The 15,442-nt window shown below is 34.2% G+C and carries 18 protein-coding genes; 16 read left to right on the top strand and 2 right to left on the bottom strand.

The features are described from left to right. Nucleotides 1–221 precede the first annotated feature (221 nt). The 13 genes from gltB (at nucleotide 222) to SYN6308_RS24445 (ending at nucleotide 10,215) form a co-directional block, all read left to right on the top strand. Nucleotides 222–4,850, top strand: a complete 4,629-nt coding sequence (gene gltB, locus SYN6308_RS05020; RefSeq protein ID WP_017293344.1) for a glutamate synthase large subunit — start codon at nucleotides 222–224, stop codon at nucleotides 4,848–4,850. A 101-nt stretch (nucleotides 4,851–4,951) separates the two neighbouring features. Then, on the top strand, nucleotides 4,952–5,377 hold the full coding sequence (locus tag SYN6308_RS05015) for a hypothetical protein (protein WP_144051398.1): 426 nt from the start codon (nucleotides 4,952–4,954) through the stop codon (nucleotides 5,375–5,377). A 24-nt stretch (nucleotides 5,378–5,401) separates the two neighbouring features. Then, nucleotides 5,402–5,611 carry a DUF6887 family protein gene (locus SYN6308_RS05010; protein WP_017293342.1) on the top strand — a complete coding sequence of 70 codons (210 nt, stop codon included), beginning with the start codon at nucleotides 5,402–5,404 and terminating at the stop codon, nucleotides 5,609–5,611. A gap of 32 nt (nucleotides 5,612–5,643) precedes the next feature. After that, nucleotides 5,644–6,408, top strand: coding sequence for a hypothetical protein (locus SYN6308_RS21775; RefSeq protein WP_017293341.1), 765 nt, complete (start codon nucleotides 5,644–5,646; stop codon nucleotides 6,406–6,408). 56 nt (nucleotides 6,409–6,464) lie between these two features. Then, on the top strand, nucleotides 6,465–7,541 hold the full coding sequence (locus SYN6308_RS21770; RefSeq protein WP_017293340.1) for a DNA cytosine methyltransferase: 1,077 nt from the start codon (nucleotides 6,465–6,467) through the stop codon (nucleotides 7,539–7,541). 182 nt (nucleotides 7,542–7,723) lie between these two features. Continuing rightward, nucleotides 7,724–7,948, top strand: coding sequence for a hypothetical protein (locus SYN6308_RS04995; protein ID WP_017293339.1), 225 nt, complete (start codon nucleotides 7,724–7,726; stop codon nucleotides 7,946–7,948). After that, nucleotides 7,945–8,214: a Txe/YoeB family addiction module toxin gene (locus SYN6308_RS04990; protein WP_017293338.1), complete on the top strand. Its 270-nt coding sequence runs from the start codon at nucleotides 7,945–7,947 to the stop codon at nucleotides 8,212–8,214. The genes SYN6308_RS04995 and SYN6308_RS04990 overlap by 4 nt, the downstream gene beginning before the upstream one ends. Before the next feature lie 152 nt (nucleotides 8,215–8,366). Beyond that, the gene (locus SYN6308_RS04985; protein WP_017293337.1) at nucleotides 8,367–8,630 is read left to right on the top strand and encodes a type II toxin-antitoxin system Phd/YefM family antitoxin; all 264 of its coding nucleotides are present in this window, start codon (nucleotides 8,367–8,369) and stop codon (nucleotides 8,628–8,630) included. Further along, nucleotides 8,627–8,938 carry a type II toxin-antitoxin system RelE family toxin gene (locus SYN6308_RS04980; protein WP_017293336.1) on the top strand — a complete coding sequence of 104 codons (312 nt, stop codon included), beginning with the start codon at nucleotides 8,627–8,629 and terminating at the stop codon, nucleotides 8,936–8,938. Before SYN6308_RS04985 ends, SYN6308_RS04980 begins: the two co-directional genes overlap by 4 nt. Nucleotides 8,939–9,123: 185 nt before the next feature. Continuing rightward, the gene (locus SYN6308_RS04975) at nucleotides 9,124–9,354 is read left to right on the top strand and encodes a hypothetical protein (RefSeq protein ID WP_017293335.1); all 231 of its coding nucleotides are present in this window, start codon (nucleotides 9,124–9,126) and stop codon (nucleotides 9,352–9,354) included. Next, nucleotides 9,335–9,529: a type II toxin-antitoxin system RelE family toxin gene (locus SYN6308_RS04970; protein ID WP_017293334.1), complete on the top strand. Its 195-nt coding sequence runs from the start codon at nucleotides 9,335–9,337 to the stop codon at nucleotides 9,527–9,529. Before SYN6308_RS04975 ends, SYN6308_RS04970 begins: the two co-directional genes overlap by 20 nt. 168 nt (nucleotides 9,530–9,697) lie before the next feature. Further along, complete coding sequence (locus SYN6308_RS04965; RefSeq protein ID WP_017293333.1) at nucleotides 9,698–10,039, top strand: hypothetical protein; 342 nt, start codon at nucleotides 9,698–9,700, stop codon at nucleotides 10,037–10,039. Further along, nucleotides 10,036–10,215 carry a hypothetical protein gene (locus SYN6308_RS24445; protein ID WP_144051396.1) on the top strand — a complete coding sequence of 60 codons (180 nt, stop codon included), beginning with the start codon at nucleotides 10,036–10,038 and terminating at the stop codon, nucleotides 10,213–10,215. The genes SYN6308_RS04965 and SYN6308_RS24445 overlap by 4 nt, the downstream gene beginning before the upstream one ends. A 43-nt stretch (nucleotides 10,216–10,258) precedes the next feature. Here SYN6308_RS24445 and SYN6308_RS04955 read toward each other — a convergent pair whose 3' ends face one another. Together SYN6308_RS04955 and pheS are read right to left on the bottom strand one after the other, a co-directional pair. Continuing rightward, nucleotides 10,259–11,152: a bile acid:sodium symporter family protein gene (locus SYN6308_RS04955; protein ID WP_017293331.1), complete on the bottom strand. Its 894-nt coding sequence runs from the start codon at nucleotides 11,150–11,152 to the stop codon at nucleotides 10,259–10,261. A 210-nt stretch (nucleotides 11,153–11,362) separates the two neighbouring features. After that, nucleotides 11,363–12,358, bottom strand: coding sequence for a phenylalanine--tRNA ligase subunit alpha (gene pheS / locus SYN6308_RS04950; RefSeq protein WP_017293330.1), 996 nt, complete (start codon nucleotides 12,356–12,358; stop codon nucleotides 11,363–11,365). A 264-nt stretch (nucleotides 12,359–12,622) separates the two neighbouring features. Here pheS and SYN6308_RS04945 point away from each other — a divergent pair, with 264 nt between their 5' ends. Genes SYN6308_RS04945 through tmk form a run of 3 tightly spaced genes read left to right on the top strand, consistent with a single transcriptional unit; the run spans nucleotide 12,623 to nucleotide 15,422 of the window. Beyond that, the gene (locus SYN6308_RS04945) at nucleotides 12,623–13,288 is read left to right on the top strand and encodes a response regulator transcription factor (protein WP_017293329.1); all 666 of its coding nucleotides are present in this window, start codon (nucleotides 12,623–12,625) and stop codon (nucleotides 13,286–13,288) included. A gap of 48 nt (nucleotides 13,289–13,336) precedes the next feature. Next, entirely contained in the window at nucleotides 13,337–14,779 is a 1,443-nt protein-coding gene (locus SYN6308_RS04940) for an FAD-dependent oxidoreductase (RefSeq protein ID WP_017293328.1), read from the top strand. 4 nt (nucleotides 14,780–14,783) lie between these two features. Continuing rightward, nucleotides 14,784–15,422, top strand: coding sequence for a dTMP kinase (tmk, locus tag SYN6308_RS04935; protein ID WP_017293327.1), 639 nt, complete (start codon nucleotides 14,784–14,786; stop codon nucleotides 15,420–15,422). Nucleotides 15,423–15,442 lie beyond the last annotated feature (20 nt).

Raw genomic sequence — 15,442 nt, 5'->3', positions numbered from 1 at the left:
TTTTCAAGACAAATTTTAATCACTTTTTCAACCTAACAAAATTTTCAATCGATCGAGCTTCAACTTTAAAAAACTTAATCTTATGTTAATTTTCTGACAAAAAAAGCGGTTCGATCGAGAAATCTTCCTATAATGTGTAGATAAACGAGTAAAAAGAAATAAAGAGCTAGGCTTAAAACTTTTTCGTGTTTCAATAGCAACACCATTTTTAGGAAGCAATCATGACTTATAGTTTAATACCAGAAAAACAAGGATTATACGATCCACAAAATGAACACGATGCCTGTGGTGTGGGTTTCGTGGTTAATAAATACGGGAAAAAATCCCATGAAATCGTACAACAAGCCTTAACCATTTTAATCAATTTAGATCATAGAGGTGGTTGTGGTGCAGAGCCTAACACTGGAGACGGTGCAGGTATTTTAATGCAGTTACCCCATGAATTTATGAGCAAGGAAGCCCAAAAATTGGGGATTACTTTACCCGAAGTCGGTAGCTATGCCGTTGGGATGATTTTTACAACCCCTGATGAAACCGCTAGATTGAAAGCTAGGGAATTATTTGAGCAAGTAGTCGCTGAGGAAGGGCAAAAAGTCTTAGGTTGGCGTGACGTGCCTACGGATAACTCGGATTTGGGTAAAAGTGCCTTAATTAGTGAGCCTTATGTGCAACAAGTGTTTATTGCCAAAAATCCAAATATTACTGATAATATTGATTTTGAGCGTAAATTATTTGTCATCAGAAAACGATCGCACTCCGTCATTAAAGCACCTAAAATTGATGAATATTGGTATCCTGCCACCATTTCTAGTCGTACTATTGTTTATAAAGGAATGTTGCGCCCTGAGCAAGTGGGCAAATATTACCTTGATTTGAATAACCCTGAGTTGCAAACAGCTTTAGCTTTAGTGCATTCTCGTTTTAGTACAAACACATTTCCTAGTTGGGAAAGAGCGCACCCTTATCGCTACATCACCCATAACGGCGAAATCAACACCCTCCGAGGCAATACTAACTGGATGCACGCGCGTCAAGCCCTATTTGAATCCGACTTATTCGGGGAAGACATGGCAAAAATTCAGCCTATCATCAATATGGAAGGTAGCGATTCTCTCATCTTCGATAACGCTTTAGAGATGTTGGTATTAAGTGGGCGCTCGTTACCCCATGCGGTAATGATGATGATTCCTGAGCCTTGGAGTGGGCATGAATCCATGAGTGCGGAGAAAAAGGCTTTCTATCAATACCATTCTTGTTTAATCGAGCCTTGGGATGGACCAGCTTCGATCGCTTTTACCGATGGTAAGCAAATTGGCGCTATACTCGATCGAAATGGTTTACGTCCATCACGCTACATCGTCACCAAAGATGGATTAGTCATCATGGCATCGGAAGCTGGAGTATTGCCCATTGAGCCAGAAAGAGTAGAATCTAAAGGAAGATTGCAACCGGGGCAAATGTTTTTAGTGGATATGGAAGCAGGGCGCATCGTTGCTGATGAGGAAGTCAAGCATCCTATCATCACCCAAAAACCTTATCAACAATGGTTAGACGAACATTTATACACCCTCGACAAATTGCCAACCCCTTCCGTAGAACAGGCTTCCAGCCTGTATAATGATGATCTCATTCCTTTACAACAAGCCTTTGGTTATACCTTTGAAGACTTGCGGATGTTACTCGTACCTATGGCACAAACTGGTGTTGAATCTGTAGGTGCAATGGGAGTTGATACCCCTTTAGCGGTGTTAAGCGATAAGCCCAAACTCCTATACGACTATTTTAAACAACTTTTTGCGCAAGTTACCAACCCTCCCATTGACTCCATCAGGGAAGCGATTATTACCTCCGCAGAAACTACCATCGGTAGAGAAGGAAACTTACTCAATCCGCAACCCGAAAGTTGTCACCTCATCGCCCTGAAAACTCCTGTTATCACTAACGAAGAATTGGCGAAACTGAAAGCACTTACTCCCCCCTTAGTAAGGGGGGCTGGGGGGGATCAAACCTATCAATTCAAAGCTCATACTATCTCAATTCTGTTTAACCCCAAAGATGAGGTAAAAGGTTTAGAAGATGCCTTAGAAGGGATTTTTGCCGAAGCAGATAAAGCAATCAAAGAGGGATGCACCCACCTAATTTTGAGCGATCGAGGGGTGGACTTTAACAACGCACCCATACCAGCATTACTCGCAGTAGCGGGGTTACATCATCATCTCATCCGTAACGGCACACGAACCCTTGTAGGCTTAATTTTAGAGTCAGCAGAGCCAAAAGAAGTACATCATTTTGCTTTATTATTAGGCTATGGTTGCGGTGCAATCAATCCCTACCTCGCCTATGAAACCTTGCATCAGATGATTGAGGAGAATTTGTTGACAGGGGTTGATTATGATACTGCGGTTTATAACTACATCAAATCCGTTACCAAAGGAGTGATCAAAATTGCCGCTAAGATTGGTATTTCTACCATCCAAAGTTATCGAGGTGCACAAATTTTCGAGGCTGTGGGCTTAAATCAGAGTATCATTGACAAATATTTCACTCGTACCGCTTCTCGTTTACAAGGTGTTGATTTAGAAGTTATCGCCCAAGAAACGATTATGCGTCATAGCCACGCTTTCCCTGATAGACAAGTTAATGGGCATACCCTTGACGTAGGGGGAGAATATCAATGGCGTAAAGACGGTGAGGCACATCTATTTAACCCTCAAACTATTCATACCTTACAACAAGCCGTACAACTGGGAGACTATCAACTATTTAAGAAGTATTCCCAGATGATTAATGATCATGGTAAGCATTATTTCCGCCTCCGTGACTTATTGGAATTTAAACAACGGGAATCTATCCCCATTGAAGAAGTAGAGTCGATCGAAAACATCATGAAGCGCTTTAAAACAGGGGCGATGAGTTACGGTTCGATTTCCAAAGAAGCTCACGAGTCTTTAGCTATTGCCATGAATCGCATCGGCGGTAAATCTAACACAGGGGAAGGAGGAGAAGACCCAGAGCGCTATACTTGGACTAATGAAGAAGGAGACTCGAAAAATAGTGCCATCAAACAGGTAGCTAGTGGACGTTTTGGCGTTAACAGTTTATACCTTTCCCAAGCCAAAGAGATTCAAATTAAAATGGCGCAGGGTGCAAAACCGGGTGAAGGTGGACAATTACCGGGTAAAAAAGTCTATCCTTGGATTGCCAAAGTGCGTTACTCTACCCCCGGCGTGGGCTTAATTTCTCCTCCTCCTCACCATGATATTTACTCCATTGAAGACTTAGCGGAGTTAATCCATGACTTGAAAAATGCTAATCGAGAAGCTCGTATTAACGTTAAACTTGTTAGTGAAGTGGGAGTAGGTACGATCGCATCGGGAGTAGCCAAGGCAAAAGCGGATGTAGTTTTAATCTCTGGATATGACGGAGGCACAGGCGCTTCTCCTCGCACATCCATTAAACACGCAGGACTACCGTGGGAATTGGGATTAGCAGAAACCCACCAAACCCTCTTATTAAATAACCTTCGCAGTCGCATTGTGGTAGAAACCGATGGGCAAATGAAAACAGGGCGAGATGTGGTAGTAGCCGCCTTACTTGGTGCTGAAGAATTTGGTTTTGCCACTGCACCCCTCGTCACTCTGGGTTGTATTATGATGCGTGTCTGTCATCTCAATACTTGCCCCGTGGGAGTTGCTACCCAAAACCCCGATCTTCGTGCTAAATTTACAGGTGATCCTGCTTATACCGTCAATTTCATGAAGTTTATCGCTGAAGAAATGCGAGAAATCATGGCAGAATTAGGCTTCCGCACCGTGGATGAGATGGTAGGACGTACTGATGTATTAGAACCCAAGGGTGCGATCGAACATTGGAAAGCTAAAGGTATTGATATTTCTCCGATTCTCTATCAACCCAACGTTGATCCTAATATGCCTCGTCATTGTACCACGAAACAAGATCACGGTTTAGATCAATCCCTCGATGTAACTACTTTACTGGATTTATGTGAGGGTTCGATCGAGCATGGAGAAAAAGTTAAAGCCACTTTACCCATTAAAAATATTAACCGTGTGGTAGGCACAATCTTAGGTAACGAGATTACCAAGAAACACTGGGAAGGCTTACCTGAAGATACCGTGCATTTGCATTTTGTGGGTAGTGCAGGGCAAAGTTTAGGCGCATTTGTACCAAAAGGAGTTACGATCGAACTAGAAGGAGACGCTAACGACTATATCGGCAAAGGATTAAGCGGTGGCAAAATCATCGTTTATCCTGACAAAAAAGCCACCTTCCCTGCGGAAGATAATATCATCGTGGGTAACGTTTGCCTTTACGGTGCAACCAGTGGCGAAGCCTATATTTCTGGTATCGCTGGGGAGCGTTTCTGTGTGCGTAACTCTGGTGTAACTGCGATCGTCGAGGGAGTAGGAGATCACGGTTGCGAATATATGACAGGAGGACGAGTGGTAATTCTTGGCTCAACAGGGCGTAATTTTGCGGCGGGTATGAGTGGAGGAGTTGCCTATATCTTCGATGAGAAGGGGGATTTTGCCACCCATTGCAATACGGAAATGGTAGGTTTAGAAACCCTTGACGATGCCTCAGAAATTGCCGAATTGAAACAATTAATCACTAAACATTCCGAATTTACTAATAGTAAAAAAGCCCAAAAAATTCTTGTTAATTGGGAAGAAAATATCGGTAAATTTGTGAAGGTAATGCCAAGAGATTATAAACGAGTTTTACAGGCGCTAAAAAGTGCGATCGACTCTGGTTTAACAGGGGATGAAGCCTTAAACGCAGCATTTGAAGCCAACGCTCAAGATGTCGCCCGTGTCGGCGGAAGTTAAGGCTTTTTTCTTTCTCTCGCAAAGACACAAAGTCGCAAAGAGTTAAACAAAGTAGGGTGGGCATTGCCCACCTTTTTGACATAATTTTAATTGATATTGTAATGAATATAGATGAAACTAAATATAGAGATAAAGTAATTCGTACTTACATTAAAAACCGTAATTGGGATAAAAATAATGAATTTTTATTAAAGCAAAAATTATTACTAAATAGTGATCAATTACTGCCAAAATATCCTTTTGTAGTTGAAGATGAATGGGAGGTAGAGTTTGGAAGATCAGATTCAGGTTTAGGAGATTTAATTTTTACCGATGGCAATGGTAATTTTGCTGTTGTTGAAATTAAATATATTGATAACTTAAATAGTGGAGATACAGCTAGTAATAGAAGAACTAAAAAAAGACAAAAAGTGCGTGAACAGTCAGTGAAATATGCTGATATTTACAGTAAAAATAAGTTTGTAAAATCTATTAGGGCTTTTATTTTTACTAATGATAACCCTTCACCTATAGAGATAAATATTTAATCGAAATGGAGACTGACAATTTATATGATTAAACCTGATTTTATTACTATGAATAAAGAAGAATTACGGCAATATGTAATTCAAAATCAAGATGATAAAGACGCATTTTATCAATATGTCGATCGACTAAAAAGTAATTCTAATCAGCAAATATATTCTCATTCTCTTTGTGTTAATGAGACAGAAAAAGTTATTGCTAATTATGTTAAAAATAATCAAATTAATGTTAATTAAACTAAGCTAATTTATAATTTTGAGGTTGTATTTTGCGAATAAATAAATCCACAAAACAAAATATTTTACAAGAAATAAGTCACGAAAAAGAAAAGATTATTATTCCGGATATTGTACCTGAAGATCAAGAATTGAGGAATGCGTATCAAATTGCTCGGATTTTAGATAAATATTTACCTGATTATTTTAGAAGTGTGAATCAACCATTAACATTAACTGAAATTGAGCAAAAAATAGACAAAATTTTAGTCAAATTTAAGGAAGAAGTTTTGATTACTTTATCTCAAGAAAAAGAGAAATTTAGAAAAGAAATTAAAGAAAATAAAACCAGCTTTAAAAATATTTTTGAGTTTGCAGGATGTGAAAATCTATATTTATCGAATCTTTATACCCGTTTTATTTCGGAAAATATAGGACATAAATTAGAAGATATTGGAGGAATAGCAACTAATGTTTTTCTACCAGATAAAGAATTAGATATAAAAATAAAAGGTATAGATTTAATTATTTTCCATGAAGAAAAGATAAAATATACTCAACTTAAAACAAAAAAAGATACTCTTACTGGAAGTCAAAGTAGTCGATCAATTAATGAGTTAAAAATTCATCCTTTTTCTATTTTTGCAGTGGCTTTAGATATGGGAAATAGTTGGACTATAAATAAGGCAATTTGTGAAAAATATAATATTGAAAGATTAGCAGGAGAATCTTTTTGGTCTTTGCTCAATTTAGATTATAATTTGATACTTAATAAACTGGCAAAAACTATCAAGGAAATAGATAAAGAACTTTATTAATATTTTGATTTGTTATAATAAATTAAGTCATCATTAAATAATTCAATTACTAAATTATGCTCTCAAATCATCTTTCAGGGTCATATAAAATACTAAAAAATCCACAACAATATAATTTTAATGTCATTGAGTTATTCGCAGGTTGTGGAGGTATGGCATTAGGATTAGAAAATGCAGGTTTGCAAACAGAATTATTAGTTGAAATTAATAAAAATTGTTGTGAAACTTTAAATAAAAATCGTCCTAGTTGGCAGGTTTTAAATGAAGATGTAACCAAAATAGATTTTACAAAATATAATAATAAAATTGATATAGTAACTGGTGGTTTTCCTTGTCAAGCATTCAGTCATGCAGGGGAAAGAAAGGGATTTTTAGATACTAGGGGTACATTATTTTTTGATTTTGCTAGATGTGTAAAAGAAGTGCAACCAAAAATTATTGTTGGGGAAAATGTTAGGGGTTTAATTACTCATAAAAAAAGTGAAACTTTAGCGATAATTTTAAAAACTTTAGATGAATTAGGTTATCAAACAAGTTATAAATTATTAAATGCTCAATATTTTGATGTTCCACAAAAAAGAGAACGGGTTATTATTATTGGCACAAGAAAAGATTTGAATATTCAACCTATTTTTCCTAGAGAAAATAATTATATTATTACTTTAAAAGAAGCCTTAAAAAATTGTCCTCTATCAGAAGGTGTTAAATATAATCAAAGAAAAAAAGAGATTATGGAATTAGTACCAGAAGGGGGAAATTGGCGTAATTTACCTGAAGAAATCCAAAAAGATTATATGAAAAATAGTTATTATCAAGGGGGAGGAAGAACGGGTTTTGCGAAAAGATTATCTTATGATGAACCTTGTTTAACTTTAACTTGTAGCCCTGCACAAACTCAAACAGAAAGATGTCATCCGACAGAAACTAGACCTTTAACGGTCAGAGAATATGCTAGAATACAAACGTTTCCTGATGATTGGGAATTTATGGGTTCATTAACGTCACAATATCAACAAATAGGTAATGCTGTCCCTGTTAATTTGGCTTTTCATTTAGGAAGGTGTTTAATTAGTATGTTAACTGGTGAAGGGAAAATTTCAATTCAAGAAGAAAAACAATTATCTTTATTTTAGTTTTTATCATCGAAATCGATCGAACTCTTAGAGCAAGAAAATAGTAATCAACGTAAACAATATTTAAACAAGGTTTTAAGCTAATCCGTTGAGGAAATTCGATCGAGCAGCACCGTTTCACGATCGAACCTAAAAAAGAATAAGGTATAATTGACATAGTTGTAACAAAATAAAACAAAAAAATGCAAACAACTTATCGTTTAAAAGCCAGTGAATTAAATCAAAAAATTCTTGATGGCATCAAAACACTTTATGGAGATCAAGAAATAGAAATTATTATCTCTGAAATTGATGAAACAGATTATTTATGTAAATCAGAAGCGAATAAAAATAGACTTATTCAAGCGATAAATGATGTAAATGAGAGAAAAAACTTAATAGAAGTTTCTTTACAGGAATTAGAATGAAGAAAAAAATTGTATTTCATTCTTTAGCTTTTGATGACTTTAATCTATGGGCTTCTGAAGATAAAAAAATCTATAAAAAAATTGTTAATCTTTTAAAAGATATTGATCGTTCTCCCTTTAGTGGTTTAGGAAAACCAGAACCATTAAAATATAAAATAAGTGGATATTGGTCAAGAAAAATTACACAAGAACATAGATTGGTATATCAAGTGACAGACACAGAAATTATTGTAATTGCCTGTAAATATCACTATGAAAATATCTAATTTATGGCAATCTGTATTAACGTAAACAATATTTAAACAAGGTTTTAAGCTAATCAGTTGAGGAAGTTCGATCGCATATCTTCTGTGCCACAGTGTAAACTTCTTCAACCATAAACTATAATTTCAGTAATTCTCAAAAATTAAAAGAATTTATGACTCAATATTTAAAAATTGAAGAAGCACAACAAGAATTTATTGATTTACCGCAAAAGTTAACTACAGAACCAATTATTATTACTCAAGATGGTTTACCCGTAATGACAGCGATGAGTTATGAGCAATTTGAATCTCTCATGGAAACTTTGGAGATTTTAACAGATGAATTATTCTCTCAAAAATTACAAGCAAGTATAGCCCAAGCCGAAGCAGGAAATACGATCGCATGGGAAGAAGTTAAAACAAAATTAGGAATATGAGAGAAGATCAAGAATATCAGATTAGATTTACTCCGTTGGCTTTGGAAATGTTCGCCGAAATCAAAGATCAACGCCATGTTAAAATTATCGGTGAAAGAATCGAAAAACTAAAATATCAACCTGAAAAACAAGGTAAATTTTTAACGGGAAAACTGAAAGGTTATCTTAGTATAAGGGCAGTAGGACAGCGTTATCGAATTATTTATCAGATAGAAAAAAGTGAAATTATTGTGATTATTTTGGCAGTGGGATTAAGATCAGAAGGTAATAAAGAAGATATTTATTCACGGTTTAAAAAACTTTTGTAGAACAAATAAAATTAAAAGTTATATCCGCTTATCTTTTCATTTAGTTATCGTAATCAACGTAAACAATATTTAAACAAGGTTTTAAGCTAATAAGTGAGGAAGTTCGATCGCGCAGCACCGTTTCACGATCGAACCCCTTAAAAGATTAACTATAATTGAGATTATACTGAAAATGGGAAATTAAAATGCGATCGCCAAATACTTTAACAAAAAATCAAGAAAAAAAACTTTCTTTGCAGTATATTACTAATCAAGAAGGGGAAAAAATTGCAGTTATTTTGCCCATTGAAGAATTTGAAGAATTACTGATGGATATAGAAGATTTAAAAGATATTTATGAAAGACAAAATGAAGAATTGACAGAGCATGAAGATTTTATTCAAGAATTAAAAAGCGATGGATTATTACCAAATTAAGTGGACTAATAGTGCTAAAAAAGAACTTAAAAAGTTAGACAAAAATATTATTCCTCGCTTAATTAATGCGGTTGAAGAATTAGCCAAAAATCCTTATCCTCAAGGAGTAAAAAAACTTGTTAATTCAGAAAATAATTATCGAATTAGGGTAGGAGATTATCGGATAATTTATTAAATAAAATCCTCTGCACTTATCATCTATATTATCAAAGTTGGCAATCGTCAAAGTATTTATAAAAGGTAAAATGAAGATACGATCACGAAGTGGCGCTGTGCGATCGAACACTTTTTGCTATAATAAACTATTGAATCATCAATTAAGTTTTTTAGAAAATGATAAATTATGGCTGATTTATCTCCAGAAAATAAACTAATAATCAATCATCTTAAAGATAGATTGTTAGAAATTTTGAACGAAGCTAAAAAAGTTGAGTTTTTGTTATTACAGCGTTTTGGTGAAAATTCAGAGACTTTAATCAGTTTAGAACAATTAACCGAAATTAGTGAACAAGCAAAATCTCGATTTTCTAAACTTTCTACTCTACAAATATATATTGCAGAAGCACAACCAGAAATCTCATCTTCTTTGCTACAATTTATCAATGAGTCAATTACGAATATTCAAACAAAAATTCCTGCCTTAGAACAAAGTATTATAGAAATTAAATTAGATTGGAGTTTATGATGAATCAAGAACCAAAAATCCCAAATCCTGAGAAAATTGCTCAAACTATAAAAAAAGCTCGTCTTGCTTGTCGAGAAATGGAATTAGCAGGATTAGAATTGGAGGAGGCGATCGCACTACTAGAACAAGAAAATCGTAATCAACGCAAAAAATATTTACAAAAAGTTTTAAGCTAATAAGTGAGGTAGTTCGATCGAATTTATCAAACAAACTATTTTTTTAATCCAATTTTTGGCTATTTTCATTTTTGAGATTCTGCTTACTATATAGATAACAAATAATGCTTCCCGTGATAAACATAATTAAAGAATAAATTGCAGGAGCGATGGCAATGGTAGGATTATTTAACAATGTACTAGATGTGGCGATCGTAATGCCTAGAGTACCATTTTGGATGCCAGATTCGATCGAAATAGCAGAGGATTGCCGAAAGTTTAAACCGACTAATCTAGCCACAACTAAGCTCAGGATAATCGCTAAAATATTTAATGTGAGAGTCGGTAAACCCGTTTCTTGAAAAAAGGGAATGACATTTTCTCTATCTTTTAAGATAGCACCTAAAACGATAATGGCAATAAAGATTCCTGATGCGATTTGAAAGGGTTGTTGTGCTTGACGAGCAAAATTAGGTTTCCAACTTCTTAGGTACATTCCTATTATTATAGGTACGATCGTAATAATAAGTATCTGAAAAATGGTTTTGACTACGGGTAAGGCAATATATTTTCCTTCTCCCATAAATATACTCATGGCAAAGTTAACCAGAAAAGGAATGCTAAAGATAGTAATAAAACTAGATATAGCAGTTAAAGCAATGGATAAGGCAACATCACATTTTCCTAGATAAGAGTATAAGTTAGAAGTTGCGCCTCCCGGACAAGCGGATAAGAGAATAATTCCAACGGCAAATTCTGGTTTTAAATCCCAAAAATACATTAAGGTAAATGCAATCACAGGTAAAAGGATTAATTGACAAAATAACCCTGTCAATACTGCTTTCGGTTCGATCGTAATTGTTTTAAAATCTTTGATGGTAAGAGATAATCCCATGCCTAACATAATTATTGTTAAGGCTAAAGGTAAGAAAACCTCGGTTAATAAATTTCCCTGCATGGAATTTTAAGTAAAGAGTAAGGAGTAAGGAGTAAGGAGTAAGGAGTAAGGAGTAAGGAGTAAAGATTAAGGAGTAAGGAGTAAGGAGTAAAGTAGGGGCTTAATATATTAAGCCCTCCCCCATCAGAAAATAATAACTATTTGTTAATTCTACCTGTCCACCTGCCTCTTATTTTCATTATCCATTTTCAATTCTCAATTCTCCATTATTTAGAATTGTTGTAAAAAACGAAGATCGCTGTTGTATAATCGGCGAATATCGTCAATTTTGTGCAAAATCATCGCAAAACGCTCCACGCCTAACCCCGCAGCAAAACCACTATATACTTCTGGATCATATCCTACTGCTTTTAGGACATTAGGATCAACCATGCCACAGCCTAACACTTCTAACCATTTTCCTTGCCATTGTACATCAACTTCTGCTGATGGTTCGGTAAAGGGGAAGTAACTAGCGCGGAAGATTGTGGGTAAGTCATCACCAAACATTTGTCTTAAAAACTCTTTGATTGTGCCTTTTAAGTCACTAAAAGTTAAGCCTTTATCAATGGCGAGGATTTCGATTTGATGGAAAACGGCGGAGTGGGTTGCGTCAACGGTATCCCTTCTATATACCCTACCCGGTGCTATAATCCTCAAGGGTGGCTCATTTTTTTCCATATACCTAATTTGTACGGAAGAAGTGTGAGTACGCAATAGGCTACCATCTTCAAAGTAGAAGGTATCTTGCATATCCCTAGCAGGATGATCTTCGGGAGTATTCAAAGCGGTAAAATTATAATAATCACTCTCAATTTGAGGTCCTTCTGCTATACTGTACCCTAACCCTACAAAAATATCTATAACTCGATCGATCGTACTTTGTAAAGGGTGAGATTTACCTAAAGCATAGCTAACCCCCGGCATCGTCACATCGAGGGTTTCGGTTAAGATTTGACGGTTAAATTCCGCCTGTTGTAACTGCGTTTGTTGATGGCTGAGGGTATCTTGAATTTGATTTTTGATGTCATTGGCAATAGCGCCAATACGAGGTCTATCTTCGGCGGATAATTTACCCATTTCCTTTAAAATAAGGGATAATTCCCCTTTTTTGCCTAAATAGCCTACTCTTAATTCTTCTAACTTTTGTAACGTTGATGCCGATTCGATCGACTTTTGTGCAGTTTCTTGTAAAATATGTAATTGAGATTCTATATTAGTAGTCATAAATAATAATAAACAGTAAATGGAGAATGGAGAATTGATAGTATTATCCACTGAAATTTAGAGTTCACCCTTCGACTTCGCTCAGGGTAAAATTTATTGAACGTTATTTTGTTAGACGTGCAATTTATTACACGTTGTGTGATTGATTCACCACCCATAATCACTTCTTACTCATTACTCATTACTCATTACTTCACTATTTTTTCATAGGACGGTAATTTTTAGGATAAGATTAAAATATGTTCCCTCAATTTAGTTGACATTATGCCTCTGCAAATTCTTGTCACCGATGATGATCTCGTTATTAGAAGACTAATTCAAGATTGTTTAGAAATACATGGTTATTCGGTTATTCTAGCAGGAAATGGAAACGAAGCCCTATATTTAGCTCAACAATATCATCCTCATTTACTCATTTCTGACATCAAAATGCCTCACAAAGACGGCTATCATTTAGTGAAAGAATTACGTCAAAATCCTCATTTTCGTTTGTTACCTGTAGTTTTTTTGACTAATAAACACTCGATCGAAGATAAAATAAATGGTTATCAGGCTGGTTGTGATGCTTACTTACCTAAACCTTTTGAGCCTAGTGAATTAACGGCTATTGTAAAGCATTTATTGGAACGATCGCAAATTATTCAAGCAGAATTATTATACACGGAAATTGAACATCAATATGCTTCTTCTTCCATGAATTTTAAATATAATTATCCTGATACTTTAACCCATAATAATCTACATTTTACTAATCGAGAAAATGAGGTTTTAAAATTATTAAGCCAAGGTTTATCTAATGTTAAAATAGCCGAAGAATTATATTTAAGTCCAAAAACGATCGAAAAATATGTTGGCAATTTATTAAGAAAAACTAACTCTAATAATCGGACAGAATTAGCTAGTTTTGCTTTTAAAAATAAGATTGTTTAAGTTGTTTAAAAAATAAAATAAAATTACGATAATTATCACAATTTAAACATGAAAAGAAAATATGATTTAGTCATAATTGGAGGCACGAAACAGGCTTTTTTTTCCGCAGAATATGCAGTTAAATTAGGTGCTAGAGTTGCTTTAATTATAGATAATGATTACTTTTTGAGCAAATATCAAAAGAATATTTCATTAAGTTCGATTATGAAGGAGCAATGCTCGATCGAGTTTAAAAATGAGTTATTATTATTAGATAATCAGATAAATTATCAAGATTTGATAGCAGAAAAAAAGAAGATTCTCTTAAATAAATATATACCTAATTTAGAGTTATTGGGAGTAGATATAATTTTCAGTAAATGTAAATTTAGTCAAGAAAAAAAGCTAACTTTATTAACAGATAGAGAAACTATAAATAGTTCAAGTTATTTATTAGCTATGACAGCCGAGCAACTTTTCTATAAGGAGAAAAAAGCTAATAAAAATAATCATATTTTAACCATTAATGAGTTACTTTTTACTAAAAACTGGGAAAGTTTACCCGAAAATTTAACCATAATTGGAGATGATATTACTGCTGTTTATTTAGTCAATAAATTACAGCAACTTAATAAAAAAATTACCTTAATTTGTCCTTCTCAACAAATTTTACCCTCAGAAGATGAAGATATATCTTATCAATTGCAATTATTTTTAGAAAGCAAAGGAATCAAAATCTATCTTAATACTAATGATACTGGTTTCGATCGCAAAGTAGGTCTGCTTGATCAAGCAACTTCCGATGACGATTTGAAAACACAGCGAGTCACAACTTCTGATGACGATTTGAAAACATTGCGAGTCACAACTTTAACAGAAAATGTATGGAGAGGGGATAATATTGGATTAAGCAACTTAGGTATTAAGAATCATCAAGGCAAAATCAAAGTTAACTCGAAACTGCAAACCAAACACCCAAAAATTTATGGTTGTGGTGACTTATTGGGGGGTTATGCTTTAGAATCTTTGACAGAATACGAGGCTAAAATTGCCGTTAATAATGCTTTATTTTTTCCTCATCAAGAGATTAACTATAGCAATATTCCCTATAGTTTAAAAACTAATCCCCCTATTTATCGATTAGCATATACAGAAAAACAAGCTAGATTTTTATTATCAGAAAAGACAAAAGTATTCAAAGTTTTTTGTTTATTAAAGTCTCCTCAAAATTGGCAACAAGAAATTACTTTTCTTAAAATTATTTTAAATAAAAATAACGAGATATTAGGATTTCATTCCTTCGGTTTTGGGGTAGAAGAATTGATAACAGCTATAACTTTTATCAAGAAGCATAATTTAAACTTAAACTATCTATTTAACATAAATTTTGCAAATCTTCATACTCAACAATTAATGGCAGAAATTGATAAATCTTGGAAAAAAGAAAATCAGAGACAACATCAGATTATACTAGATTTAGCAGAAACATTTTTTATTTGGAAACGCAGTTAATTTTATGATAATTAATACAGTAGAAAAACAAGGCTATTTTATCGTTTTAGAAGGTATAGACGGAGCTGGTAGTACTACCCAAGCTGATTTATTGCAAGATTATTTTCTTAAAAATGAAGAAAAAGTGATCATTAGTCCAGAACCTTCTAATGGTAAAATAGGTAAATTATTAAGGGAATTTTTAGCTAATCAAAATCTATTTTCTCATCAGGATTTATATGATCAACAAATGGCTTATTTATTCGCTGCCGATCGACATTATCACCTGTATAATAATCTTGATGGGGTAAAAAAACTCACGTCAGAAAATACCCATGTTATCACCACTAGATATTATTTTTCTTCCCTTGCTTATAATGCGAAAACTGAAAAAGAATTTGAGTTTGTTAGTTTTTTAAATAAAGACTTTCCTCCTCCAGATTTTTTAATCTATCTTGACATTCCTGTGGATATTGCTTTAAAAAGAATACTCGATCGAACTACCCTAGAAACTTATGAGACAAAAGAAAAATTAACCCAAGTCAAGGCAAATTTTGACAAAATTTTAGTCAATTATTCCCATAAATATTTACAGATAGATGCCACTAAAACTAAAGAAAAAATACATAGGGAAATAGTAGATTTTCTTTCCTTGAATTTGTAGGGGAGGTTGAGGCAAAGTTT

The sequence above is a fragment of the Geminocystis herdmanii PCC 6308 genome, assembly GCF_000332235.1.
Classification (GTDB): Bacteria; Cyanobacteriota; Cyanobacteriia; order Cyanobacteriales; family Cyanobacteriaceae; genus Geminocystis; species Geminocystis herdmanii.
The sequence above is the reverse complement of the archived record's forward strand: the minus strand, read 5'-3'. Positions and strand labels throughout refer to the sequence as shown.

Excerpts from the sequence above, each read along its gene's own strand:
- gltB (WP_017293344.1), top strand. The coding sequence starts at position 222 with ATGACTTATAGTTTAATACCAGAAAAACAAGGATTATACGATCCACAA.
- SYN6308_RS05015 (WP_144051398.1), top strand. The coding sequence starts at position 4,952 with ATGAATATAGATGAAACTAAATATAGAGATAAAGTAATTCGTACTTAC.
- SYN6308_RS05010 (WP_017293342.1), top strand. The coding sequence starts at position 5,402 with ATGATTAAACCTGATTTTATTACTATGAATAAAGAAGAATTACGGCAA.
- SYN6308_RS21770 (WP_017293340.1), top strand. The coding sequence starts at position 6,465 with ATGCTCTCAAATCATCTTTCAGGGTCATATAAAATACTAAAAAATCCA.
- SYN6308_RS04995 (WP_017293339.1), top strand. The coding sequence starts at position 7,724 with ATGCAAACAACTTATCGTTTAAAAGCCAGTGAATTAAATCAAAAAATT.
- SYN6308_RS04990 (WP_017293338.1), top strand. The coding sequence starts at position 7,945 with ATGAAGAAAAAAATTGTATTTCATTCTTTAGCTTTTGATGACTTTAAT.
- SYN6308_RS04985 (WP_017293337.1), top strand. The coding sequence starts at position 8,367 with ATGACTCAATATTTAAAAATTGAAGAAGCACAACAAGAATTTATTGAT.
- SYN6308_RS04980 (WP_017293336.1), top strand. The coding sequence starts at position 8,627 with ATGAGAGAAGATCAAGAATATCAGATTAGATTTACTCCGTTGGCTTTG.
- SYN6308_RS04975 (WP_017293335.1), top strand. The coding sequence starts at position 9,124 with ATGCGATCGCCAAATACTTTAACAAAAAATCAAGAAAAAAAACTTTCT.
- SYN6308_RS04970 (WP_017293334.1), top strand. The coding sequence starts at position 9,335 with ATGGATTATTACCAAATTAAGTGGACTAATAGTGCTAAAAAAGAACTT.
- SYN6308_RS04965 (WP_017293333.1), top strand. The coding sequence starts at position 9,698 with ATGGCTGATTTATCTCCAGAAAATAAACTAATAATCAATCATCTTAAA.
- SYN6308_RS24445 (WP_144051396.1), top strand. The coding sequence starts at position 10,036 with ATGATGAATCAAGAACCAAAAATCCCAAATCCTGAGAAAATTGCTCAA.
- SYN6308_RS04955 (WP_017293331.1), bottom strand. The coding sequence starts at position 11,152 with ATGCAGGGAAATTTATTAACCGAGGTTTTCTTACCTTTAGCCTTAACA.
- pheS (WP_017293330.1), bottom strand. The coding sequence starts at position 12,358 with ATGACTACTAATATAGAATCTCAATTACATATTTTACAAGAAACTGCA.
- SYN6308_RS04945 (WP_017293329.1), top strand. The coding sequence starts at position 12,623 with ATGCCTCTGCAAATTCTTGTCACCGATGATGATCTCGTTATTAGAAGA.
- SYN6308_RS04940 (WP_017293328.1), top strand. The coding sequence starts at position 13,337 with ATGAAAAGAAAATATGATTTAGTCATAATTGGAGGCACGAAACAGGCT.
- tmk (WP_017293327.1), top strand. The coding sequence starts at position 14,784 with ATGATAATTAATACAGTAGAAAAACAAGGCTATTTTATCGTTTTAGAA.